Source organism: Phaeobacter sp. SYSU ZJ3003 (assembly GCF_041300735.1).
In the GTDB taxonomy this organism is placed as follows: Bacteria; Pseudomonadota; Alphaproteobacteria; order Rhodobacterales; family Rhodobacteraceae; genus Phycobacter; species Phycobacter gallaeciensis_A.
Map to the genome: position 1 here is coordinate 1 of NZ_PXNU01000059.1, position 23,072 is coordinate 23,072.

Here is a 23,072-nt window from a genome sequence, read left to right on the forward strand (position 1 = left end):
CCAAGATGCAGCGCCTGCAAGGTGGTCCTTTGGGGCGTGAGGCGTAGCCGCACGGCCCGCGCCTGACCTTCCCCCCGGGAAGGCGCTTCACGCCTCCCCAAGGTCAGGCACGGGCCTTGGGGGGGTGACGTGTGCAGGAAAATGCGCCTTGCGTTCCGCCCGTTCAAGCCTGAAACGCTCCCCCGGAGGGCGCGGGCCTCAGGATGGGTTAGAAAGGAATAAAGTTCCCACAGTCATCCTCGAGTTTCTCTAACTTACGTGAAATTTCAGAATCAAAACCGTCGCTTCTGTTGTGTAAGTAATCGGCTATCCTTAATTGCTTTGCTACTTCACCGTTTACTTTTGACGAGGTAAACTTTTTGTTGTGTTCCATCATGTTCTCGATGGTGGAGATGAAATCCCTAACTAGTGCGACAGGAACCGAGTTTATTTCAGTTTCTATCGTTTTCGATCGTTGTCTTGCTCGAGTAAGTATCAGTATCTCTTCCAGGAGGTCGCGGTCTGAGCGTAAGTCTTCCGGACTATTTTCTTTTTCCTCAGCGATAATGCTGGAGATTTTTTCATTTAGTTGAGGCCACCACATATCGAAGACACGGTCGAATGTCTCTTTGGGGAGAGCGTTTTCTCCGCCGCTCTGGTTGACGGTTTGCATCATTTTTTTAAAATCTGACTTGTTGAAATTCGTTGTTTGAAAGGTTGTCAATGGGCCTGTTAAGTCAGTGTTTTCCATTCCAAACAAAATGGAACATACCTTTGATTGCTCTAAGTCTTTTGATAAAGCGCCTGCCTCAAATAGGATCCAGGGTTTGGTGAAATTTTCCTTTGTAAGGCACACTATGCCGATGTTGCTCTCAGAAAGTTTCTTGGAAATCTCGCTTCCCCATTTTGCACCTTTTTCGATGTCGTTGGGAGTGTAGTAGGGCTTAGCAAACTGGAGGACAGAAGGAATCCAGTTTCTTAGCTCTTCAGCGATTTCTTTGCTCTGCTGGCCGCTCCAGCTAATGAAGACGTTCGTCATGTCAGCCCTTTGGGTTATTCGTTCAAGGGTTGAGTAACTACTTTCTCCTCAAACATCCAGCTCCTCCACGAACTTCGCGTTCTCCTGAATATACTGGAACCGCAGTTCGGGTTTCTTGCCCATCAAACGCTCCACCAGATCGCCGGTCTCGCCCGGTTCGTCCTCGTCAATGGTGACCCGGATCAATTTCCGGGTCTTGGGGTCCATGGTGGTCTCTTTCAGGTCCTTGGCGTCCATTTCACCCAGACCCTTGAAGCGGGAAACATCGATCTTGCCTTTGCCGCCCAGACCCTTTTCCAGCCAGGCGTCGCGCTCTGCCTCATCCAGGCAATAGACCCGTTTCGCGCCTTGGGTCAGACGGAACAGGGGGGGGCAGGCGAGGTAGAGGTGACCGCCGTCGATCAGCGGCCGCATCTGGGTGAAGAAGAAGGTCATCAACAGGGATGCGATATGCGCCCCGTCGACATCCGCATCGGTCATGATGATGATCTTGTCATAGCGCAGATCATCGAGGTTGAACTTGGTGCCAAGCCCGACCCCCAGCGCCTCGCAAAGGTCACTGATCTCCTGGTTCGAGCCGAGTTTGTTCGAGGCCGCGCCCAGAACGTTCAGAATCTTACCCTTAAGCGGCAGTAGCGCCTGATATTCGCGGCTGCGCGCGCCCTTGCCCGAGCCACCGGCCGAGTCGCCCTCCACGATGAAGAGTTCGGTGCCGCGCCGGTCTTTTGACGTGCAATCGGTCAGCTTGCCGGGTAGGCGCAGCTTCTTGGTGGCGCTCTTGCGCTGGGTCTCTTTCTCCTGCTTGCGGCGCAGGCGTTCCTCGGCCCGCAGGATCAGGAAATCGAGGATGGCGCCCGCGGATTTGGTATCGGCGGCCAACCAGTTGTCAAAGTGGTCGCGGACCGAGTTTTCCACCATCTTGCTGGCGCTTTCGGTCGACAGGCGGTCCTTGGTCTGGCCGACGAATGCGGGGTCCGCGATAAAGCAGGAAACCAGTGCGCAGCCCCCGGTCATCAGATCTTCGCGCGAGATTTGCGTGGCCTTCTTGTTGCCGACCAGCTCGCCATAGGCCTTGATGCCTTTCAGGATCGCGGCCCAGAAGCCCGCAACATGGGTGCCGCCTTCGGGGGTGGGGACGGTGTTACAGTAGCTCTGGATGAAGCCGTCGCGGGCAGGCGTCCAGTTGATTGCCCATTCCACATAGCCGGGCTCACCGAATTTCTCGCGGAACTCCACCTTGCCGCCAAAGGGCGCATCGGCATAGGTCGTGGCCTTGCCCAGCACCTCGGAGAGGTAATCCCTGAGCCCGCCGGGGAAGTGGAAGGTTGCCTCGGTCGGGGTTTCACCGTCGTCGATGGCGGATTTCCAGCGGATTTCCACGCCCGAGAACAGGTAGGCCTTGGAGCGCACCAGCGTCATCAGCCGCTTGGGCTTGAAGCGGTGCGAGCCAAAGATCTGCTCATCCGCGTGGAAGGTGACCGATGTGCCGCGCCGGTTGGGGGCGGCGCCGACCTTTTCCACCGGCCCCTGCGGGATCCCGCGGGAGAAGCGCTGTTCGAACAGCTCCTTGTTCTTGGCCACCTGAACGACCATCAGATCAGACAGGGCGTTCACCACCGAGGAGCCAACCCCGTGCAGGCCGCCCGAGGTCTGATAGGCCTTGCCCGAGAATTTGCCGCCCGCGTGCAGGGTACAGAGGATCACCTCAAGCGCGGATTTATCGGGAAACTTGGGGTGCGGGTCGATCGGGATGCCGCGGCCGTTGTCACGGATGGTGACCGAGTAATCGGCGTGCAACTCCACCTCGATCCGGTTGGCATGGCCGGCGACCGCCTCGTCCATCGAGTTGTCGAGGATCTCGGCCACCATATGGTGCAGCGCGCGTTCGTCCGTGCCGCCGATATACATGCCGGGCCGCTGGCGGACGGGTTCAAGCCCCTCCAGAACCTCGATCGAGGAGGCGTCATAGGTTTCGGCGTCAGGCGTGCTCAGGAGATCGTTGGCCATCTGTTTCGGGCTGCTCTTGGTTGCTTTTGGTTAAGGGGCATTATGGCAGGTGTCAGCGCCGCGGGGAAGAGGGCGACGGGGCCTGTGGATAACCCTGCGGCGCTGTGCCATGTAAGGAGGCAAATCGCGCGAGAGAGGGGGCGGGCATGAGCAAGGGTGATGGGCTGGACCCGAAGGACTGGACCGCATTCCGTGCCGAGGCGCACCGGATGCTGGAGGCATCGCTGGACCAGCTGGAACAGGTCCGTGACCGTCCCTGGCAACCGGTTCCCGAAGATCTGCCTGCGCGCTATCGGATCGGGCAGGGCGGTGATCTGGTGGGACGGATCGAGCGGGATGTGTTGCCGCATCATGGCGGCAACGTGCATCCCCGGTTCTGGGGCTGGGTGCAGGGCTCTGGGCTGGCCTCCGATCTGATCGCGGGCATGGCGGGCGCGGTGGTCAACGCCAATGTCGGCGGGCGCGATCATGGCGCCGTCTATATGGAGCGCGCTGTGATCGACTGGACCCGCCGCCGGATGGGGATGCCAGAGGGCGCCAGTGGCGTTCTGACCACGGGCACGTCGCAGGCAACAGTGATTGCCTTTCAGGCCGCGCGGGTGCGTGCCTTGCCCGAGGTGCGGCAGACAGGGCAGGGCGCGGTGCGGCTCACGGCCTATGCAGGCGTCGGGGTGCATAATGCAACGCGCAAGGCGCTGGAACTGATCGGGGTTGGCGCGGAGAACCTGCGGCAGGTGCCACTGGTGGACGGGCAGATGGACCCAGCGGCGCTGGCCGACATGATCGCGGCGGACCGGGAAGCAGGTGCGGTGCCCTTCCTTCTTGTCGGGACTGCTGGCTCTGTGGATCTGGGCCTGTTCGACGATCTCGAATCCCTTGCGGATCTGGCAGTGGATCACGGGCTGTGGCTGCATGTGGACGGGGCCTTTGGCGCCTGGACGCGCATCGCGGCGGAGCCATGGCGCGGCCTGAGCAACGGGATCGGGCGTGCCGACAGTATTGCGCTGGATTTCCATAAATGGATGTATGTGGGCTATGACTGCGGTCTGGTTCTGATCGCGGATGAGGCCGCCCATCGCGCAGCCTTTGCCGCCCGCCCAGCCTATCTGGAAGGCGGTGAACGCGGGTTGGCAGGCGGCGATCCGTGGTTCTGCGACTATGGCATCGATCTGTCACGCGGCAATCGGGGCCTCAAGGTCTGGTGCGCGCTGGAAATGCATGGTGAAGAGGCGCTTGCTGCAGCGATCACCGACAACTGCCGACTTGCGGCTCTGATGGCCGATGAGGTCGAGAAACAGCCGCGCATGGCGCTGGGCGCTGCGGTGGTGTCGAACGTCTGCGTCTTCACCGCGCGGAAGGATCTGCCTGCTGCGGAGCAAACGCGGCTTAATACTGCAATCGCCCAGGACCTGCAGGAAAGCGGCGAAGCGGTATTTTCCACCACACGCATGGGGGACCGGGTCCTGCTGCGCGCCGCGCTGACGAACCACCGCACGCGGGACGAGGATATCACTGCGGCCATTGCCGCGGTGGCGCGCCGGGCAGAACTGTCCGATTTGTGATCACTTCGTTTCGGCTTTACCTCTTTCCCCGGCGCTGCGGTTGGTTAAGCTGCCGCAAAGCAAGAGGAGAGTGCATATGGCGTGGATCAGAACCGTCCCCTTTGACGAGGCCACCGGGAAGCTGAAGAAACTTTACGACCGGGTGACCGGGCCGGGCGGTAATGTCGATAACATCATGATGGTGCACAGCCTGCGCCCGCATTCGATGGAAGGGCATATGGCGATCTACAAGAACGTCCTGCACCACACCGGCAACACCATTCCCAAGTGGTTCTTGGAGGTGCTTGGCGTCTGGATTTCTTCTCTGAATGACTGCGCCTATTGCGTCGAGCATCACTTTGCCGGGTTGCAGCGCCTGTTGCAGGACGAAGAACGCGGTCTGGCTATCCGGGCTGCGATCGAGGCGCGCGATCCCGAGGCGGCACCGCTGGAGCCTGCGCAGAAGGTTGCGATGGGCTATGCGCGCAAGCTGACCGAGGCGCCTGCGAGTGTTGAGCAATCCGACATTCAGGCGATGCGCAATGCCGGGTTTGACGATGGGGAGATCCTCGAAATCAATCAGGTCACAGCCTATTTTTCCTACGCCAACCGGACCGTTCTGGGGCTTGGCTGCTCGACCGATGGCGATGTGCTGGGCCTCAGCCCCAACAATTCGGAAGATCCGAACGACTGGGGGCACAAGTAAGCCGCGACGAGACGCAAGACAGATGCGCCTGCGATCCAGTCCCGCGTCAGACGCTCTGCTCTGACCATGTCAGGATCGCATGGCTCATCTCATCGGGTCTTTGATGGTGCAGCCAGTGATCGCAGCCCCCCAGGGTGATGCGTGTCAGGTTGGGGGCGAACTCCTCAAGCCCCTCGGTCGCTTCGGGCAAAAGGGCGCTGTCATCCGCGCCCCAGATCAGCAGATGCGGCTGGGGAACCTGCAACCGGTTCAGCGGCAGGTCCGGCATTGGGGTCGGGCTGCCGGGCTGGGCCAGTTGCAAGGGCGAGGCTCGGTACCAGTTCACCATGCCGCGAAGGCGTCCGGGGCGGGACCATTCCACATTGTAGGCCTCCAGCCGTTCACCGCTGAGCCAGCTCATATCCATCGGGGCACCAAACAGGGCCAGTAGCTTTTCGAAATCATTGGCCATTAGATCTGCCTCCGATCCGTCGCGCCGCAGGTCCGCGATGTATTGCGAGGCGGCGGCCTGTGGTCCACCGGTAGCCAGCGCCCGCTGGAAGGGCACCGGGTGCACACCATTGGCGATGATCAGCCGCGACACCAGATTGGGTCGGAACATCGCCAGACCATAGGCCACTGCTGCACCCCAGTCGTGTCCCAGCACGGTGACCGGGGCGCCGGTCGTAGGGATCAGATCCGCCATGTCTGTGACCAGTCTGGAAGTGGTATAGTCGCCTACGTCCTGCGGCGCCCAGCTTTGGCCATATCCGCGCTGATCCGGTGCGATGCAGTGAAACCTGTGGCACAGGCGTTCGGCTAGTTCCTGCCAGGCGCCGCCATATTCGGGAAACCCATGCAGCATCAGCAAGGGCGGCAGGGCAGGGTCGCCCCAGCGGCGAACGAAAAAGGCTTTGCCGTTCAGTGTCTCGAAACCTGCCTGCATGCTGAAATCCTCCGCGCTATCAAGAACAGGCTGATGACAGACCGCACGGGGCGCAACGATTTCGTCACGTGACACCCAATTTGCGCCCGTCCTTTGATACAGGTCAGCGCGCTCGCGCAGCAAAGCCGGTAAGCTGGCGGCAAATGTGATTGTAAGGAGTTCCATATGTCCACACCCCCCGCACAGCCAGTTCCCGCAGGGCCAGCCGCCGCGAACACCAGCACCCCCCAGCCAGGCGCTACGCCGCGCCCGCCCGCGCCTGAGGAAATCCGCCGCGCCTTTGAAAGCGGCAAGTACCCCTATGCCCGCAAAATGGCCCGCAAAGCCTATGAAGAAGAGAAGGCAAAGCTGCAGGCGGAGCTTCTCAAGGTGCAGCACTGGGCGCTGGAGACCGGGGAAAAGTTCGTCATGCTATTCGAAGGGCGTGATGCGGCGGGCAAGGGCGGCACGATCAAACGTTTTACCGAGCACCTGAACCCCCGCCATGCACGCGTCGTGGCGCTGAACAAGCCGACCGACGAAGAGCGCGGGCAATGGTATTTCCAACGCTACCTGCAACACCTGCCCACCAGCGGCGAGATCGTGCTTTATGACCGCTCTTGGTACAATCGCGCCGGGGTCGAGCGGGTGATGGGCTTTTGCGAGCCGAGCGAATATCTGGAGTTCATGCGCCAAACACCGGATCTGGAACAGATGCTGGTGCGCTCGGGTATCCGACTTTACAAATACTGGTTCTCGGTGACGCAGGACGAACAGCTGCGCCGGTTCAAATCGCGCGAGACTGATCCGCTGAAACAGTGGAAGCTGTCACCGATCGACAAGGCCTCGCTGGACAAATGGGATGACTATACCGAGGCGAAAGAGGCGATGTTCTTTTACACCGACACCGCAGATGCGCCGTGGACGGTGGTGAAATCCAACTGCAAGAAACGGGCGCGGCTGAACTGCATGCGCCATTTCCTCAGCACGCTGGATTATCCTGGAAAGGACCCTGAAATCGCTACGGCGCCGGATCCGCTGATCATCGGTCAGGCACATCATGTGATCCACCGCTCGGACCATATTCTAGGGAAGGCGCTGCACCCCAATTCCCGGCTGCGCTGACCTTTGCCGATCCACCTTGGCGCGGCGGGATGCCGTCTTGTTGGGGGCGGGGCTTGCGGCTAAACCAAAGGACATGAAAACGCTGCAAAAACGCCTTGCAGGGCCGGTCTTTGCCACCTGCGCCGCTCTTGCGCCTGCTGCTGTGCAGGCGCATCCGCATATCTTTGTGGATACCGGTTTGGCGGTGCAGATTGGCGCGGGCGGAGCGCTTGAGGCGGTCGAGGTCACCTGGGCCTATGATGAATTCTATTCGCTGCTGATTTTCGAGGATCTGGGGCTGGACCCGGATGCGGACGGGGTCCTGACCGACGATGAACTGACGCGCCTCAAAGGCTTTGATCTCAATTGGAGCGCAGACTACGACGGGGACACCTACCTGACCCGGAACGAAGCGCCGCTGGCCCTGATGGCGCCTGAACACCTGTCGACCGAAGTGGTGGACGGGCGGATCACTACCCGCCACCGGCGCGGGCTGAAGGCGCCGGTCCCGGCGGAGGCCGTTGTGATCCGGGCCTATGATCCCACTTACTACACGGCCTATACGGTCAACCAGGGCGTGTCGGTCGGGGCAGGGTGCCGGGCCGAAATAACCGAACCGGATCTCGACCGTGCCTACACGCTGGTCGAAGAGCTGCTGTATGCCATGCCTGCTGATCAGGCCGAGGCCGCCTATCCGGAGGTCGGAGAGGCCTTTGCCGATACAGTGCAGCTGATCTGCGGGGACTGAGATGCGGGTCCTTACGGCACTCGCCGCACTCGCGGTCCTTGTCATTGCGATCTGGCTTTGGGGATTTGGCGGGGCGCAGGATGTAGCGCGCTGGGCGGCTTCTGGCCAGCGCGAGGCGCAATCGGCGCTGGCGCGGGGCCTGCGGGCGCTGAAGGCCGGTCAACCGGGTGCGCTGATCTCGCTTTTGTCACTCTGTTTCGCTTACGGGTTCTTTCACGCAGCAGGGCCGGGGCACGGGAAGCTGGTGATCGGCGGCTATGGTATGGACCGCTCGGTGGCCATGGGGCGGTTGGCTGCGCTGGCGGTGGCCTCCTCGCTGGCGCAGGCGGCGACGGCGGTTGTGCTGGTCGTAGGCGGCCTGACCGTGATGGACTGGGGCCGGGAGCGCATGACCAGCATCGCAGAGGAGGTCCTGGCGCCGCTGTCCTATGGTCTGATCGCGCTGGTCGGCGTGTACCTGTTCCAGCGCGGGACGCGCCGCCTGCTACGCGCGCGGCAAAATCCTTCTGCTGCGAAGGTGGATGGGCTGGCCGCGGCCTGTGACCATGGCCATATGCACAGCCACGACCATGATCACGATCATTCAGCAGATGCCTGCCCAAGCTGCGGTCACCGGCATGGCCCGACGTTGGAAGAGGCGGCACAGGTTCATGGGCTGCGCGATGCGCTGGCGATTATCGGCGCGGTGGCGCTGCGTCCCTGTACCGGCGCGGTGTTCCTTCTCTTGGTGACATGGCGCATGGATGTGCTGCCCGCCGGGATCGCCGGGGCCTTCGCCATGGGGCTGGGCACGGCCAGTGTGACTGTGGCGGTGGCTATTGCCTCGGTCAGCCTGCGACAGGGCGCACTGGACCGGATGCAGGGGCGCGGCGCGCTGGCTCTGGCGGCGGGGCTTGAATTGCTGGCCGGAGGGGTAATCGCGCTTCTGGCAGTTCAGATCATGTTGCGGGCGATCTGATCTGTCGTTCTGATCAGCCCCGCCAGCCGGTTGCTCCGGCAGCGGGGCTTGGCTGTCTAAGTGACTATTCGCCCTTTGGCAGGGTTTCAAAGGTCAGCCCCTGCGCGGTGCGCGGCGCAAAGCCTTTCCAATAGGTATGACCGGGGCCTTCCTTGCCCGCATCGTCCGTGTCGACGACGCCATCCGCCGCGCGCGGGATCAGCTCCAGATACGCGGCTTTGTCCTCGGCGCCTTTCAAGTGCAGATCCATGAAGGCCGTGGCGAAATGCTGTGCGATATTGTTCATCCGGTTGGTGTCCCAGACCGCATCCGCATAGTGTTCAAACGGCACGAAATCGAGCGTTTCCACCGGTTGCCAGCTTTCGATCGGGGCGGGCATCGGGGCGGCGGCATTGTGGTTGGCTGCCTCAAAGGTCAGAAGATGCCGGTCGGTGTTGAGCATGCCTTCGAAGATCTGCCGCATGGCGGGGTATTTCGACACATCATCGGCGCTGCCTGCCATCATCATCACTGGCTTTTCCACGCCTGCTAGCCCAGTGGCATCCCAGAACCCGGTGTTCATGCCCCAGGGACCGATGGAGATCACCGCCTTGACCCGCTCGTCCACCAGCGCCTTGTGGCTGTCCGATCCGGCTAGATGGCGCGACAGCAGCCCGGCGGGCGTGCCCCAGCTGTATTCGGTCGAGGCTTGGGTGACGCCCGCCCCGGCAAAGATCAGGGCGCCATAGCCCCCCATGGAATAGCCGATCACCCCAGTCTGCGAGACATCGGTGATGGCGCCCAGCGGTCCATCAAGCGCGGCCATCTGATCGATAACGAACCTCTGGTCGATGGGGCGGTTCAGCAGGGTCGAGCCAAAGGCCGCCTGATCGGAGTAAGTGCTGTCGGTATGGTCTATGGAGACGGTCACATAGCCTTTGGAGGCCAGGTTTTCGCCCAGATGCGACAGCAGGAAGCGGTTGCCGGGATAGCCGTGAGAGATCACCACCAGTGGATAGCGGGCGCCGGTTGCTGGCTCTGCCGCGCGGGCTGCACGGCCCTGCAACGTGACTTCGGTCGCACCATCACGCAGGACGGTGCGATAGCTGCCGCCAGGTTCGGTGCCGGGGGCGGCCGGATACCAGACTTCGACCGTCAGAGGGCGGTCATAGATCGGCTGACTGTCGGCCGATGTATTGAGGATGTCGTGTTGTCCAGGGTGGGTGAAGGTCAGCGTCTGTACCCCGATCGGATGGGGTCCAAAGGCCGCCAGTTCGGGCGCATCGGGGCGGATCCGGTCAATCCGGTTTTCGGCCACTGCCGCCGTGCCCGCAGCCAGTCCCGCCGCAAGTCCGATCGCTGCAATTTGTTCGCGCATAATGCTCTCCTGTTGAAACCAATAGTCCCACGGTAGCCCGTGACCCCATCATGTGTAGCGAATGTTCTGCAAATCCCGCGTGACACCGCGTCATTCCGCTCTGGTCTCGGCAATATGGGAACGCATGCAGGAACGTTTCAAAGTGAGACGCAACCTCTTGCCAGAGGCGGCGGGCGGCCCTAATGCGAGAGCATGGAAACTGTGATGACATATCGTGCACACGCCCGGGCCGTGGCGGTTCTGGGCCTGCCCCTGATCGGCGGCCATGTGGCCCAGTTCGCGATCAACATGACCGATACCATCATGCTGGGTTGGTATGGCGTCGATGAACTGGCGGCGGTGACGCTGGCCGGATCCTGTTTCTTTGTCTTTTTCATGCTGGGGGCCGGCTTTGCCTTTGCCGTGATGCCGCTGGTGGCGGCCGCAGCAGGCGCTGGGGAAGAGCGCCAGATCCGACGCTCCACCCGCATGGGGCTGTGGCTGTCGCTGGCCTACGGCGTTCTGGCGATGCCGGTGCTGTGGTATTCCGAGCCGCTGTTGTTGATGCTGGGGCAGAAACCGGGGGTTGCGGCGGATGCCTCGGCCTATCTGCGTATTGCAGGCTGGGGGCTGTTCCCGGCGCTCCTGGTGATGGTGCTGAAATCCTATCTGGCGGCGCTGGAGCGCACGCAGGTCGTGCTTTGGGTTACGGTGTTGGCGGCTCTCGTCAATGCCGTGGTGAACTACGCGCTGATCTTTGGCCACTGGGGCGCGCCAGAGCTGGGCATTACGGGTGCGGCGATTGCCTCGGTGCTGACGCAGCTTGTGTCGCTGGTGGCAGTGCTTGCATATGCGCTGAAGGCGTTGGCCGAGCACGAGCTGATGCGTAATTTTCACCGCCCCGACTGGGAGATGTTGCGCGAGGTCTTCCGCCTTGGCGTGCCGATCGGGCTGACCAATCTCAGCGAGATCAGCCTGTTCACCGCCTCTGCGATGATGATGGGCTGGCTGGGCACGGCCACCTTGGCGGCGCATGGGATTGCGATCACGCTGTCGGGCCTCACCTTCATGGTGCACCTCGGTCTCAGCAATGCGGCGACGATCCGGTCCGGTAACGCCTATGGGCGCCGCGACTGGCCACATATGGCGCGTGGGGCGAAGGTGGTCATCGCCCTGTCGCTGGCCATGTCGGTTGCAACGATCGTGCTGTTCCTGACCGCGCCGGATCCGCTGATTTCGCTGTTTCTGGGCACCGAGGATCCGGACAAGCCGCAAATCCTGCTTATCGGGACCGGGCTGTTGGCCGCGGCGGCGCTGTTTCAGCTGATGGACGGCATGCAGGTGGTGGTTCTGGGGCTGCTGCGCGGGGTGCAGGACACCGGCGTTCCGATGGTGATTGCTGCGCTCAGTTATTGGGTGGTCGGCATCCCGGCCTCCTACCTGTTCGGCTTTACCTTCGGTTGGGGCGGTGTCGGGGTCTGGTACGGGCTGGCGCTGGGGCTCAGCTGTGCCGGGTTCTTCCTGCTGATCCGGTTCTGGCGTCAGGCCGCCCATAGGGTACCTGCCGCCGCGATCTGATCAGGGTCACGGGAAATGGAGACGGGCCGGTTTAGTCCTTGCGAGATTTCATCAGCTGGTCGGCCTTCTTGCGCACCAGAACCGAGCGCAGGTCGTGCATCGCCATTAACAATGCATCCGAGACTTCATCCAGCTGTTCGTCGGTGGCCTTGCTTTGCACCCAATGGGCGGTGAGGTTCAAATGGTCCACCGCCCGGTGGATGTCATCAATGTCCCGCCGCGCCAGCGTGGCGATGCGGTCTGCCATCCAGGTCTCGATCGCCTCCATGTCGCGGGCGGAAAGCTGGCGGTCCCCATGCGGGCGGATCTCGCCGTTGCGGGTGTTCACAACGGCGATCTGATCCATGTCGATCCGGCGCTGGCGGTTCTCCGTATCCACACGGAACACGAAGGCCCCGTTTTCGCGGACACGGAAGTAATACTCGGGCAGCGCAGCGGACATAGGCGGTTTCTCCGGTTCAGCTGAGGGTGTCGCAGAAGCTTTTGATGCGGCGGCAGGCCTCTACCAACGCTTCGTCCGAGGTGGCGTAGCTGATTCGGAAATTCGGGGACAGACCGAATGCCGCGCCAAAGACCACGGCCACATCCTGCTCTTCCAGGAGCGCGGTGGCGAAGGCTTCGTCATCGCTGATGACGGTGCCCTTGGGCGTGGTCTTGCCAATCAGTCCGGCGATGGAGGGGTAGACGTAGAAGGCGCCTTCGGGCGTTGGGCAGGTGATCCCGTCGATATCATTCAGCGCAGCCACCACCAGATCGCGGCGGCGTTTGAAGGCGACGTTGTTCTCGGCAATGAAATCCTGCGGTCCGTTCAGCGCCTCGACTGCGGCCCATTGACTGATCGAGCAGGGGTTCGAGGTCGATTGCGACTGCACCTTGCGCATGGCGGCGATCAGATGTTCGGGACCTGCGGCATAACCGATGCGCCAGCCGGTCATGGCATAAGCCTTGGACACGCCGTTGCAGGTGAGGGTCCGCTCGTAAAGGCCCGGCTCCACCTCGGCAGGGGTGCAGAATTCGAACCCGTCAAAGACCAGGTGTTCATACATGTCATCGGTCATCACCCAAACATGCGGATGGCGCATCAGGACGTCGGTCAACGCCTTCAGCTCGGCCCGGTTATAGCCCGCACCGCTGGGGTTGGAGGGCGAGTTGAAGATGAACCACTTGGTCTTCGGGGTGATTGCGGCTTCCAGCTGCTCGGGTGTCAGTTTGAAATCGCTTTCCAGCGAGGCTTCGACCGGGACCGGGGTTCCGCCAGCCAGTAGCACCATGTCGGGATAGCTGACCCAATAGGGGGCTGGAATGATCACCTCGTCGCCCGGGTTCAGCGTTGCCATCAGCGCATTATAAAGCGTCTGTTTGCCGCCAGTGCCGACCGAGACCTGTTTCGGGGTATAATCCAGCCCGTGATCGCGCTTCATCTTTGCACAGATCGCCTGTTTCAGCTCGGGAATGCCGTCGGGGGCGGTGTATTTCGTCTTGCCCGCCGCGATGGCGGCGACGGCAGCGTCCTTGATGTTCTGGGGCGTGTCGAAATCCGGCTCACCGGCGCTCAGACCGATCACATCGCGCCCCTGGGCCTTCAGCTCGGCGGCAAGGGTGCTGATGGCGATCGAGGGTGACGGTTTTACGCGAGAAAGTGTTGCTGACAGAAAAGACATGGCGGAGTGGCCCCGGTTTGTATGTTGCTGTTAACTGTCATAGGGTGCGGCCAAATCGCGATCAAGCGGCATTGGCGCGTTCATTTAAGGGAGAGCCAAAATGGCCAACGATACAACAGACTGGTTCGGACCGGAGGCCGCGACGTTCGGCGACCGCGTGGCAGCTGCAAGAGAGGCGGCAGGCATGACCCAGGGCCAGCTGTCGCGGCGTCTGGGCGTCAAGAAAAGCACCCTGTCGGGCTGGGAACAGGACCTGTCCGAGCCGCGCGCCAATAAACTGTCGATGATGTCCGGCTTGCTGAACGTGTCGATGACTTGGCTGCTGACGGGCGAAGGCGACGGCATGCCCGAGCCGGGCGAGCTGGAACTGGAAGCTGGCGATTTCTCTTCCGTGCTGAGCGAGCTGCGCGAGTTGCGCGCCGAGCTGCGCGCCGGTTCAGACCGCGCTGCGCGTCTGGAAAAGAAACTGCGGAACCTGCTACAAAACGCAGCACAATAAAACGAGAGCGACTCACATGAGCGGACAGACCCCTGGGGCAGAAACACGCGAAAACCGGCTGAAGCGTTTGCAGATGCGGTCGATGCGGCGTGGAATCAAAGAGATGGATATTCTTCTGTCCGCTTATGCTGAGGCCAACCTCGCGGCCATGTCAGAGGCGGATCTCGACCTCTATGACCGGCTGCTTCATGAAAATGATCAGGATTTATATCAATGGGTTACGGGGCAGGTCCCGGCGCCCGAAGCGTTTTCTGAGCTGGTTCAACACATTGCGCAAACCTATCAATAATCATAAAAATTCAGCTTAACTGATTTTTCGGAAATTGTAGGCATTCTGTCTCTCAGCAAATTCGAGTCGGAGATGCGAATGAGTATGGAATTGCCAATTGGCCAGCAGGACCGAAAAGGGTTCATGACTGGCTACCTTGAAGCACTGGCGCTGGTAGAACGTCTGCACCGGTTGTTGCTGGATGTGATCAAGGATGAATTTGAACGCGTAGGCGTTCTGGAAATCAACGCCGTCCAGGCGCTATTACTGTTCAACATCGGCGACAATGAAGTCACCGCTGGCGAACTTAAGACGCGTGGCTACTATCAAGGTAGCAACGTCAGCTACAACCTGAAAAAGCTGGTCGACATGGGATACATGCATCACCAGCGTTGCGAAATCGACCGCCGGTCGGTGCGTGTGCGTCTGACGCCGCGTGGCCGGGAAATCCGCGATATCGTGGCTGGGCTGTTCTCGCGTCACGCAGAAGGCCTGGAAGGCAAAGGTGTCATCAGCGGAGAGGGTATTGCAGACATTACCGCCTCGCTGAAACGTGTGGAGCGCTACTGGTCTGACCAGATCCGCTACATCTACTGATTTGGTGCTGGACCGTTTGGTCCAAAGCCGCTGCCATGCAGCCAGAAAGGCTGCTCGATCTACCTGTTAAGAAGACCCTAGTACGGCTGTAAAACGCAGCCAAAACCCCGACTTGAAGAATTCAAGAGTGAACCGTTTGCGACCTACAGGAGCTCAGCCGCGAGGGTGAGTGTCGCACAGGCAAGAATGCCTCAACAGATCAATACATGGCCCCAAAGGGAAACGGTGTTTAGCCAGTAAAGATCAAGGCCCCGACAGACCGAACACGGCAGGGGGCGTATAGAGGTACACGCGCTGCCCGCAGATCACCGCGGCGCTGAGCGACAATAAAGGCGACAAAAACAGAAAAAGGCGGCCCCGGGAACGGGGCCGCCTTTTTCACGTGTTCTGTTCTGGTGTCCTGAACCTGCTCCTGTGCTCTGGCCCAGCAGCCGGAGGGCTGCTGGCTTTACCAGTGCCCGGAGCTTTCCATACTAGCCCAGGGCTCTGCCGGTTCCAGAGCTTCACCGTTCTGCAGCAGCTCGACCGAGATATTGTCGGGGGAACGCACAAAGGCCATGCGCCCGTCGCGCGGCGGGCGGTTGATGGTGACGCCATTGTCCATCAGGTGCTGGCACATCTCGTAAATGTTATCGACGCCATAGGCGAGATGGCCGAAATGGCGGCTGTCGCTGGGCAACCCGTCGTCGCCATCCCAGTTGTAGGTCAGCTCGATCGGGGCATCTTCCTGACCCGGAGGCGCGAGGAAGATGAGAGAGAACCGGCCTTGCTCACTGTCATAGCGGCGCGTCTCTACAAGGCCCAGAAGCTTGTAAAAGGCCATGGATTTCTCAAGGTCCTTAACGCGGACCATAGTGTGCAAATAGGTAAGGGGCATGTGATTTTCCCTGATCTGATCACGTTCGGGCCGACAGTAACCTTCAGGTCCGGAAAGTCGAGGGGGCCAGCGTCAGAAAGCCGACTGAATGCCGAAGTTCACGCCGAAGCGATGCGATTCATAGAGGCCGATATTGCTGTCGAGCTTGGATGCTGAAATGCTGACCGTCGGGTTGAAACCGTAGTAATCAATCTTGTTGAAGGTGAGCGAGACATCTGCCTGGTAGCGGTCATCGTGGCGCCCGTCCGGGCTGTGCGGGGAGACGTCATAATCCCGGACCCGCCCCCAAAGACCAAATTGCGCCGTCGCGCCGAGGATCGGCTTGCCCAGCGTCAGCTGGGTGCGCAGGCCGACCTCCTCAAATTCGTCGGGGGCATAGTTTGACGTTGCCCCGGCCACAGACAGGTTGGTCCAGAGCGTTGCGCCAGAGGGCAGCTTGAAGCTGTAGGAAAGATCTGCGCGCCAGGTGTCCTGGTCGCTGGTCGCGACACCGTCCTGAATTTCATGCGACAGGCGCGCGTTGATCCGGCGGCCGCGGTCCAGCTTGTAGCTTTGCCCGGCAGAAAGGCGCAGGAAGCGGGCGTATTCCTCACCGCCGTACCAGCTTTGCCCCAGATCGGCGGCGACGCGGAATTCGCCCCTACGGTCCAGATTGATACCGCGCAAGCCATAACCCATCTGGTAGGTGGTAAAGGCAAAGTCGTTGCCCTCGGCGCCGGGCGCCTGTGCCTTGGCTTCGGAAGAGAGGGTATAGCTACGCGCATCCAATGAGAAGGCGAGGTCATGAGCCCGGGTTTCGGTTTCGTGAAACCGGTATCGGGAGCGCAGGCCCACTGCGTATTCGATCCCAGAGAGCGCCATCTGGGTGCCGCCCAGTTCAAATTCGACGGGCTGTCCCAGCAGCACCTCTGCCAGTTCGTAATTCAGGAACGAGGACCGCTCGGAGGAGCCGTTGTTGATGTTGGATTCAGGAGAAACCGAAAAGGAAAACCGGTGCAGCCAGGGGGTGCTGGCGCGCAGGTATCGGAAATCGCGCACTGCGCGGCGCTCCAGCTGTTCGTCCGGGGCATGTTCCACGGCGCGGCGCAGCCAGAATTGCGCCATGGTGCGTTGTCCGCCCGAGGAAAGCGCTTGCGCCATGATCAGGGCGGCTGCGTATCGGTCGCTGTCGGTCTCGGCCAGCGACCAGGCTTGTTTGGCTGTTTTTCGTGCGGTGGGATAGTCGCCCAGATCCCGCGCTGCCCGCGATTTGATGAGGAGCGCGGTGCGGTCCTCTGGGTCGCGTGAGATCAGCGCCTCGGCCAGGGCCATGGCCTGTTTCGGATTGCTGACTTTCAGGAGCTGCGTCGCCGCAGCGCGCATTTGATCCGGGGTCAGCACCGTTTCACCCGAAGGCGCAGCCGTGGTCACGGCCCCGAAAGAGGCCGGAACCGTCGCGCAGAGCAGGACCAGTGCAGCCCTGCCCAGACCTTGGCTGAGCGGCTGAACGCGAGGCATCACAGGCTCAGTTATTGTAGACGATGAAGCCACCCGTCTCGCGGACGGAATTTGCAGCTGGGTCAAGCGAGTTTTCCAGCACTACGACGCCGACGATTTCCTCGGCATTGTCGCCCGAGACCACCGCGTAGTAATTGCCGGTTTCATAGGTTTGGGCCGTGCCGTTGGCATCGACATAGGTGCTTTGCAGGGTGCCTATGATTTCGCCGTTGTCATCCAGATTGTTCGGGCCGACATCGAAGACGGCAACCGGAATACTGGACAGGGTCAGGTTATTGTCGACGTTGATCCGGTTGATCACGTCATTGGTGATGTCATTGCCGGCAGTGTCGTAGATGGTCCGGTTGGTCAGGCTGCCCCTCACCGCATCGCCGCGCCCGCCGGTCGCCGGGTTGAAGTCGTCAAAGTCGATAGCGATCTGCACGTCGGCGGTGGTGTACTCCAATCCCGCGGCGCCGTTGTAGTCCCGTAGGCCGGCCAGGGAACCGTTGTACTGGGCCTGTCCGCTGCTGGGCAGGGTGACGGAGTTATCGCGCTGATAGACGAAGCCGCCAAAGCCATAACCGGCATAGGCGCCTGTGCGGACAATGGCGAATTTGCTGTTGCCGGAGGTGCTGACGCCGTAGATCGCCCGGTGGGTGAACTGGTTGATTGGCTCGTTGTCGGTGATGTCGCTGTACTGGGCGTCGGCTTCGTAGACTGCAAAGGGACCAAGGCTGCTGACGGCGGTGCCGCGGGCATAGGTGCCGTCCCCGTCAAAGGCGAGGTTGTCCACCGAGAACGTATCGTTGTTGCTGTCATAGCTGATTTCGGTGGCGTAGCCATTGCCGATATAGGCGTCTTCGGTGCTGGTACCTTCGCGGCGGAAGATGGAGGTGTCGGGGGTCGGGGAGGATGTCCCCGGCGGGCGGCCGTCCCCGTCGATACCGGTATCCGTTCCGGTGTCGGTGCCTGTGTCGCCGCCGTTATCAGTCGTGTCTTCGGTGAACGGATTCCCGTTGCCGCACGCCGATAGCGCAAGCGCCGCAATAAATGCGCCAGTAATCTTATTCATGATGTGCCTGCCTCTGCTCGAACTTCTGGGCGGTTTTTTTCTCACAATTTGCCGCAGCTCCCAAAAAGTCAACGGATTTGCGGGCTGGGGAAAACTTTGTCGGCGGGGCTGGCCTGAATGCCATAGTTCGTCTTTGGGGTGTTGGCAGCAGGCGCTGGGGCGCAAGGCCTTGGCGCGAGCCGGTGCAACGGGTATGACCAAAGGCGAAACAGCCCGGCAACCGGGCGCGGCCGGGGAGGGGACGACCTTTGCAGCAATATCACGACGCCTTGCGCCACATTCTGGAGAATGGCACCCGCAGCAGTGACCGCACCGGGACCGGGACGCTGTCCTGTTTCGGCATGCAGGCGCGCTACTCTTTGGCCGATGGGTTCCCGCTGGTCACCACCAAGAAGCTACACCTGCGCTCGATCATTCACGAGTTGCTGTGGTTCCTCTCCGGGGATACCAACATCGGCTACCTGAAGGAGAACGGGGTGTCGATCTGGGATGAATGGGCGGATGAGAATGGCGATCTGGGACCGGTCTACGGCTATCAGTGGCGCCGGTTCCCGCGTCTGGATCTGGTGCCCGGAACCACGGGGGACGAAGCCCTCTATCGCGCGTGCAGTGTCGATCAGATCGCGGATCTGGTGAAGATGATCGAAACCTCGCCCGACAGCCGCCGCCTGATCGTGTCGGCCTGGAACCCGGGCGATGTGCCGGATATGGCGCTGCCGCCATGCCATACCCTGTGGCAGGTGCGGATCCTGGGCGGTAAGCTGCATCTGCAACTCTATCAGCGCTCGGCGGACATGTTCCTGGGGGTGCCGTTCAATATCGCCTCCTACGCGCTGTTGCAGGCGATGCTGGCGCATGTGACGGGCTATGAGGTGGGCGATTTCATTCACACCATGGGGGATGCGCATATCTATGCAAACCATATGGATCAGGTGCAGGAGCAGCTGTCGCGGACGCCGAAACCCCTGCCGCAGCTGCGGATCAAACGGGACGTGAAATCGATTTTCGACTTCCGCTACGAGGACTTTGAATTCCTGAACTACGATCCCGATCCGGCCATCAAGGCGCCGGTCGCGGTTTAACGGGGGCAGCAGAGATGATTACACTGATCGCGGCCCGCGCCCGAGATGGCGCCATTGGCAAGGACAACACGATACCCTGGCACGCGCCCGAGGATCTGAAGGCGTTTCAGCGTGAAACACTGGGCGGTGCCATCGTGATGGGGCGCCGGACCTGGGACAGCCTGCCGTTCAAGCCGCTGAAAAACCGCCTGAATATCGTGGTGTCATCAGATCCCGCCGCAGCGGATACCGTCTGCGCCTCGATCGGGGAGGCCATCGATATGGCCTATGCACAGGGATACCGGCGCGTCTATGGTATCGGCGGCGCCGGGATCTATGCTGCGATGATGGGGCTGGCTGATCGCCTGCTGATCACCGAAGTCGATGTTGCCGTCGAAGGCGCTGATACGTTCTTCCCCGATTTCAGCGAGGCGGATTGGAACCCCATCGGAACCACCGCCTTACGGGCGGCAGATCCGGCCTGCGCTTTGGTGGAGTACCTCAGACGATAAGATGGCCCGGTGAGGTGTCGCGTGGATCGGCGTGCCTGTGCGCGCCGCCTCACCCCCCGTCAGAGTTCGGTGATTTCGCCGGCCATCTGTCGGCCATCGCGACCTTCAGTCAACTCGTAACCGACTTTCATATTGTCAGAGAGTCCCTTTAATCCGGAACGTTCGACCTGAGAGATGTGAACAAAGACATCCTTGCCGCCTGTGTCGGGTTCGATAAATCCGTAACCCTTTGTGTTATTGAACCATTTCACGGTGCCACTTGGCATGTTCCGTGTCTCCTTCTACCTTATACGCGCCCCGGATATTGCCAAGGCGTTCACAATTGCCTTTCTTCGGCGCCGGACAATGCTGCGTGAGGAGCTATACGGCGTCCGAAAAATGTCTAGGTAAGTCCGACTGTTACATGCGTGAACAAAAAATCAAGACCAGACCTCAAAATCTTCCGTAAATTACGGGAAACGATCCAAAGCGAAAGAGAATGATACGATGCAGCTTTTTGGACTGAAGAACTGTGATACTTGCCGTAAGGCACTGAAACTCTTGCCAGAGGCTACACTGGTGGATGTCAGGGCCGATGGCGTGCCGGATGATGTTCTGGAGCGCGCCTATGCTGAATTTGAAGGCAAACTGGTCAATACGCGCTCAACCACATGGCGGGGGCTCAGCGACGCTGAACGGGAAACCCCGGCGCTTGATCTGCTGCGCGCGCATCCGGCGCTGATGAAACGGCCCCTGATCGAAGATGACGGCAAGCTGTACCTTGGCTGGGACAAGAGCGTTCAGCAGGCGCTTCTGCCCGAATAAGGTAACGAAAAACGCCATCCCCGTTTTTGGCGGGGATGGCGGGAATGACGCGTGACGATTTCGGTTGAGATCAGGCCGGATCGGTCGCAGCGAATTTGCGGCGCAGCACTGCATCAAGCGACAGGGCGCCGGCACCTTTGATCACCAGTACGCTGAGCAGGAATACCCACAGCAGACGTTGATCCAGGATGATGCCGTCCGGGAAGCGGTCGAACCAGGCGCCAAGTGTCTTCGGATCGGTGCCGTTGTGACCGTAGATATCGGTCAGGGACTGCACCACGACAAAGCCAATCATGCCAAGCGCGGCAAGACGGGTGAACAGGCCGAGGATCAGCAGCAGCGGCAGGATGAATTCAGCCCAGGTGCCTGCCATGACAACCAGCCAGTGGAATGCGCCGAGCTGCGACACGTCATAGCCGACGGCTTCGAATTGCTTCGGGAAGATCTGCGCATAGGCGCCCATAGATGGGCTGAACAGGCCCAAAATGCCATCACCCAGCTTGGTGACGCCGGAGACCCAAAAGTACATCAGAAGGGTTGCAGCAAAGACGAAACGGGTGAGGGCAGGCAACAGCCAGCTTCCCGCGGTTTCGATGAGGCCGAAGACCGCGTTGTGGAGCGAAACAACAGAACGCATTGGTTTTCCTTTATGTCATGAGATCATAAGATCGGTCAGCCCGCCGCCCTCTAAGAGCAGGGTCAGCGGTTGGGAGAGGTCAAAATCAGGGCTCGCTTGCAGGGCCGCCTCATAGGCTGCCCCGATGCTTTGACCCTGGATCAGGGCGTCGATCCAATCAGCGCCGCCGGGGTGCAGCGGCTGGGCGATGGGATCGAATTCGGGCCGGGTAATCAGCACGTCCTGCGCCTCGGCCCGGGGTTTGGGGGCGCCGGGCTGCGTGGCGAAACGCCAGATGTCATACAGCGGCCAGTCGGAGCGCAGCAGTTCCACCGCCGGGGCAATTCCCACCTTCAGTGACATCAGCACATCAGGGGACATCCCGGCCAGCGCATCCCGTGCGGCGGGCGTTGTGTCGGCTGCGTGGTAGGAGCGGCGCAGCGCAAGTTCGAGACGGGCCACATCGGGCAAGTAGCCCAGATGGTTCAGCTGCTGCATCCCGGCCAGAAAATCAGGGAAATCGCCGCCGAAATGCATCATCAGGGGCGAGGCGGGCGGGTGCTTGCGAAAGTAAAGCCCGGCCAGCCCGTCCATGTTCTCCTTGCCCAAAAGGCCCGAAATCGCCGGGAACCCTTCGTGCAGGGCTTCTGTCAGAGAGGCTGCCACATTGTTGCGGTAGACCGAAAACCGGCGACCCGCCGGACGGCCAACACCATCTGACAGCCCATCCGGAATCGGGGCATCTGGCGCCAACAAGGCGCTGACAAAACCTGTTTGCGACAGTTTCATCTCGCCACCTGTGTCGGGGCAACTTTCGACAGGGCCTGATCCGCGCGCATTGCTTCGTTCCGCAGAATGGGCCAGTCCGGCACATCTGTATCCCATTCGATCAGAACAGGTTTGGGACCGGATTTGGCCAAGGTGTAGTCGAGCAGAGACCAGACAGGGTCCACAACTTCGCGCCCGTGGCTGTCGATCAGCAGTGGAGCGCCGTGATCGTCTTCATCCTCGTCGTGCCCGCCCAGATGGATTTCGCCAACCTTATCGAGCGCGAAGGCGTCGATATATCCGGTGGGCGAGAACCCGAGATTGGTCGCCGAGACAAAGACGTTGTTGACGTCCAGCAGCAGACCGCAGCCAGTACGGCGGCTGATTTCGGCCAGAAATTCCGGCTCGGACCAGTCGCTTTCGTCAAAGGCGAGATAGCTGGAGGGATTTTCCAGCAGCATGCTGCGGCCGATGGTGGTTTGCAGCTGGTCGATGTGATCACAGATCCGCTCCAGCGTCTCTGTGGTATAGGGCAGAGGGAGCAGATCGTTCAGGAAATGGCTGTCATGGGTGGACCACGCCAGATGCTCAGAGAAGCTCGCCGGGTTCAGCCAGTTCACCAGCTTTTTCAACCGCGCAAGGTGGTCACGATCCAGCGGCGCTTCACCACCAATCGACAGGCCCACGCCGTGCACGGAAATGGCAAACCGTTCGGCCAGATGACGCAGCTGCGCGATAGGGCGTCCGCCGTCGCCCATGTAATTCTCGGCATGGATTTCCAGCCAGCGCACTGGTCCAGGGCCGTGTTCATCCGTCACAGACCGGATCAAGGCGTCAAAATGCTGCGGCTTGTACCCCACGCCGGGGGTCGTCGGCAGTTGGTTGGGAAGTACGGCGTCCAGCATGGCGTGTCCTGCTCGTCTGGTCGTGGCTTGGGGCGGGGCGAAAATGTGAAGGG

General features: G+C 60.9%; 25 protein-coding genes. 12 read left to right on the forward strand and 13 right to left on the reverse strand.

Annotated features, from left to right (window positions below):
- Positions 1-208: 208 nt before the first annotated feature.
- On the reverse strand, positions 209-1,018 hold the full coding sequence (locus C6W91_RS17745) for a TIR domain-containing protein (protein WP_368981639.1): 810 nt from the start codon (positions 1,016-1,018) through the stop codon (positions 209-211).
- Positions 1,019-1,066: 48 nt separating this feature from the next.
- Positions 1,067-3,025: a DNA topoisomerase IV subunit B gene (gene parE, locus C6W91_RS17750; protein ID WP_274828385.1), complete on the reverse strand. Its 1,959-nt coding sequence runs from the start codon at positions 3,023-3,025 to the stop codon at positions 1,067-1,069.
- Between the two features lie 146 nt (positions 3,026-3,171).
- Between parE and C6W91_RS17755 the strand changes: the two genes are divergently transcribed.
- A complete protein-coding gene (locus C6W91_RS17755; RefSeq protein WP_274838487.1) occupies positions 3,172-4,587 on the forward strand; it encodes a pyridoxal-dependent decarboxylase in 1,416 nt (471 codons plus the stop codon).
- 76 nt (positions 4,588-4,663) lie between these two features.
- The gene (locus tag C6W91_RS17760; protein WP_274838488.1) at positions 4,664-5,272 is read left to right on the forward strand and encodes a carboxymuconolactone decarboxylase family protein; all 609 of its coding nucleotides are present in this window, start codon (positions 4,664-4,666) and stop codon (positions 5,270-5,272) included.
- Positions 5,273-5,318: 46 nt separating this feature from the next.
- On the opposite strand, the gene C6W91_RS17765 is transcribed toward C6W91_RS17760, so the two are convergent.
- On the reverse strand, positions 5,319-6,197 hold the full coding sequence (locus C6W91_RS17765) for an alpha/beta fold hydrolase (protein ID WP_274838489.1): 879 nt from the start codon (positions 6,195-6,197) through the stop codon (positions 5,319-5,321).
- 165 nt (positions 6,198-6,362) lie between these two features.
- Here C6W91_RS17765 and ppk2 point away from each other — a divergent pair, with 165 nt between their 5' ends.
- The 3 genes from ppk2 (at position 6,363) to C6W91_RS17780 (ending at position 8,986) form a co-directional block, all read left to right on the forward strand.
- Positions 6,363-7,301 carry a polyphosphate kinase 2 gene (gene ppk2 / locus C6W91_RS17770; protein WP_274828388.1) on the forward strand — a complete coding sequence of 313 codons (939 nt, stop codon included), beginning with the start codon at positions 6,363-6,365 and terminating at the stop codon, positions 7,299-7,301.
- A gap of 73 nt (positions 7,302-7,374) precedes the next feature.
- Positions 7,375-8,028 carry a DUF1007 family protein gene (locus C6W91_RS17775; RefSeq protein WP_274828389.1) on the forward strand — a complete coding sequence of 218 codons (654 nt, stop codon included), beginning with the start codon at positions 7,375-7,377 and terminating at the stop codon, positions 8,026-8,028.
- A 1-nt stretch (position 8,029) separates the two neighbouring features.
- Complete coding sequence (locus C6W91_RS17780) at positions 8,030-8,986, forward strand: nickel/cobalt transporter (protein ID WP_274838490.1); 957 nt, start codon at positions 8,030-8,032, stop codon at positions 8,984-8,986.
- A 64-nt stretch (positions 8,987-9,050) separates the two neighbouring features.
- Here C6W91_RS17780 and C6W91_RS17785 read toward each other — a convergent pair whose 3' ends face one another.
- On the reverse strand, positions 9,051-10,343 hold the full coding sequence (locus C6W91_RS17785) for a dienelactone hydrolase family protein (protein ID WP_274838491.1): 1,293 nt from the start codon (positions 10,341-10,343) through the stop codon (positions 9,051-9,053).
- A gap of 204 nt (positions 10,344-10,547) precedes the next feature.
- Here C6W91_RS17785 and C6W91_RS17790 point away from each other — a divergent pair, with 204 nt between their 5' ends.
- Positions 10,548-11,900, forward strand: coding sequence for an MATE family efflux transporter (locus tag C6W91_RS17790; protein WP_274838492.1), 1,353 nt, complete (start codon positions 10,548-10,550; stop codon positions 11,898-11,900).
- 31 nt (positions 11,901-11,931) lie between these two features.
- Here C6W91_RS17790 and C6W91_RS17795 read toward each other — a convergent pair whose 3' ends face one another.
- Positions 11,932-12,342, reverse strand: coding sequence for a hypothetical protein (locus tag C6W91_RS17795; protein ID WP_065270725.1), 411 nt, complete (start codon positions 12,340-12,342; stop codon positions 11,932-11,934).
- Positions 12,343-12,358: 16 nt separating this feature from the next.
- Positions 12,359-13,561: a pyridoxal phosphate-dependent aminotransferase gene (locus tag C6W91_RS17800; protein WP_274828392.1), complete on the reverse strand. Its 1,203-nt coding sequence runs from the start codon at positions 13,559-13,561 to the stop codon at positions 12,359-12,361.
- Positions 13,562-13,661: 100 nt separating this feature from the next.
- Between C6W91_RS17800 and C6W91_RS17805 the strand changes: the two genes are divergently transcribed.
- From C6W91_RS17805 to C6W91_RS17815, 3 genes are all read left to right on the forward strand, one after another.
- Complete coding sequence (locus tag C6W91_RS17805; protein ID WP_274828393.1) at positions 13,662-14,060, forward strand: helix-turn-helix domain-containing protein; 399 nt, start codon at positions 13,662-13,664, stop codon at positions 14,058-14,060.
- 16 nt (positions 14,061-14,076) lie between these two features.
- Positions 14,077-14,349 (forward strand): succinate dehydrogenase assembly factor 2, encoded by a 273-nt coding sequence (locus tag C6W91_RS17810; protein ID WP_274838493.1) that lies wholly within the window; start codon positions 14,077-14,079, stop codon positions 14,347-14,349.
- Positions 14,350-14,427: 78 nt separating this feature from the next.
- Entirely contained in the window at positions 14,428-14,925 is a 498-nt protein-coding gene (locus tag C6W91_RS17815) for a MarR family winged helix-turn-helix transcriptional regulator (protein WP_197492335.1), read from the forward strand.
- 448 nt (positions 14,926-15,373) lie between these two features.
- On the opposite strand, the gene C6W91_RS17820 is transcribed toward C6W91_RS17815, so the two are convergent.
- The 3 genes from C6W91_RS17820 to C6W91_RS17830 all read right to left on the reverse strand — a co-directional run bounded on the left by C6W91_RS17820 (position 15,374) and on the right by C6W91_RS17830 (position 18,353).
- Positions 15,374-15,802, reverse strand: a complete 429-nt coding sequence (locus C6W91_RS17820; protein ID WP_065270720.1) for a VOC family protein — start codon at positions 15,800-15,802, stop codon at positions 15,374-15,376.
- Positions 15,803-15,874: 72 nt separating this feature from the next.
- A complete protein-coding gene (locus C6W91_RS17825; RefSeq protein WP_274838494.1) occupies positions 15,875-17,299 on the reverse strand; it encodes a surface lipoprotein assembly modifier in 1,425 nt (474 codons plus the stop codon).
- Positions 17,300-17,306: 7 nt separating this feature from the next.
- Complete coding sequence (locus tag C6W91_RS17830; protein WP_274828396.1) at positions 17,307-18,353, reverse strand: hypothetical protein; 1,047 nt, start codon at positions 18,351-18,353, stop codon at positions 17,307-17,309.
- Positions 18,354-18,601: 248 nt separating this feature from the next.
- Between C6W91_RS17830 and C6W91_RS17835 the strand changes: the two genes are divergently transcribed.
- Positions 18,602-19,435, forward strand: coding sequence for a thymidylate synthase (locus tag C6W91_RS17835; protein WP_274838495.1), 834 nt, complete (start codon positions 18,602-18,604; stop codon positions 19,433-19,435).
- Between the two features lie 14 nt (positions 19,436-19,449).
- Positions 19,450-19,926 carry a dihydrofolate reductase gene (locus tag C6W91_RS17840; RefSeq protein WP_274838496.1) on the forward strand — a complete coding sequence of 159 codons (477 nt, stop codon included), beginning with the start codon at positions 19,450-19,452 and terminating at the stop codon, positions 19,924-19,926.
- Between the two features lie 59 nt (positions 19,927-19,985).
- On the opposite strand, the gene C6W91_RS17845 is transcribed toward C6W91_RS17840, so the two are convergent.
- Positions 19,986-20,192, reverse strand: a complete 207-nt coding sequence (locus tag C6W91_RS17845; RefSeq protein WP_065270715.1) for a cold-shock protein — start codon at positions 20,190-20,192, stop codon at positions 19,986-19,988.
- 220 nt (positions 20,193-20,412) lie between these two features.
- On the opposite strand from C6W91_RS17845, the gene C6W91_RS17850 reads away from it, so the two are divergent.
- On the forward strand, positions 20,413-20,730 hold the full coding sequence (locus C6W91_RS17850) for an arsenate reductase family protein (protein ID WP_274828399.1): 318 nt from the start codon (positions 20,413-20,415) through the stop codon (positions 20,728-20,730).
- Between the two features lie 70 nt (positions 20,731-20,800).
- Here the strand turns inward: C6W91_RS17850 and C6W91_RS17855 are convergent, their stop codons facing one another.
- Genes C6W91_RS17855 through C6W91_RS17865 form a run of 3 tightly spaced genes read right to left on the reverse strand, consistent with a single transcriptional unit; the run spans position 20,801 to position 23,019 of the window.
- Entirely contained in the window at positions 20,801-21,367 is a 567-nt protein-coding gene (locus C6W91_RS17855) for a DoxX family membrane protein (RefSeq protein ID WP_274838497.1), read from the reverse strand.
- Between the two features lie 15 nt (positions 21,368-21,382).
- A complete protein-coding gene (locus C6W91_RS17860) occupies positions 21,383-22,135 on the reverse strand; it encodes a DNA-binding domain-containing protein (protein ID WP_274838498.1) in 753 nt (250 codons plus the stop codon).
- Entirely contained in the window at positions 22,132-23,019 is an 888-nt protein-coding gene (locus tag C6W91_RS17865; protein ID WP_274838499.1) for a DUF692 domain-containing protein, read from the reverse strand. Before C6W91_RS17865 ends, C6W91_RS17860 begins: the two co-directional genes overlap by 4 nt.
- Between the last annotated feature and the right edge of the window lie 53 nt (positions 23,020-23,072).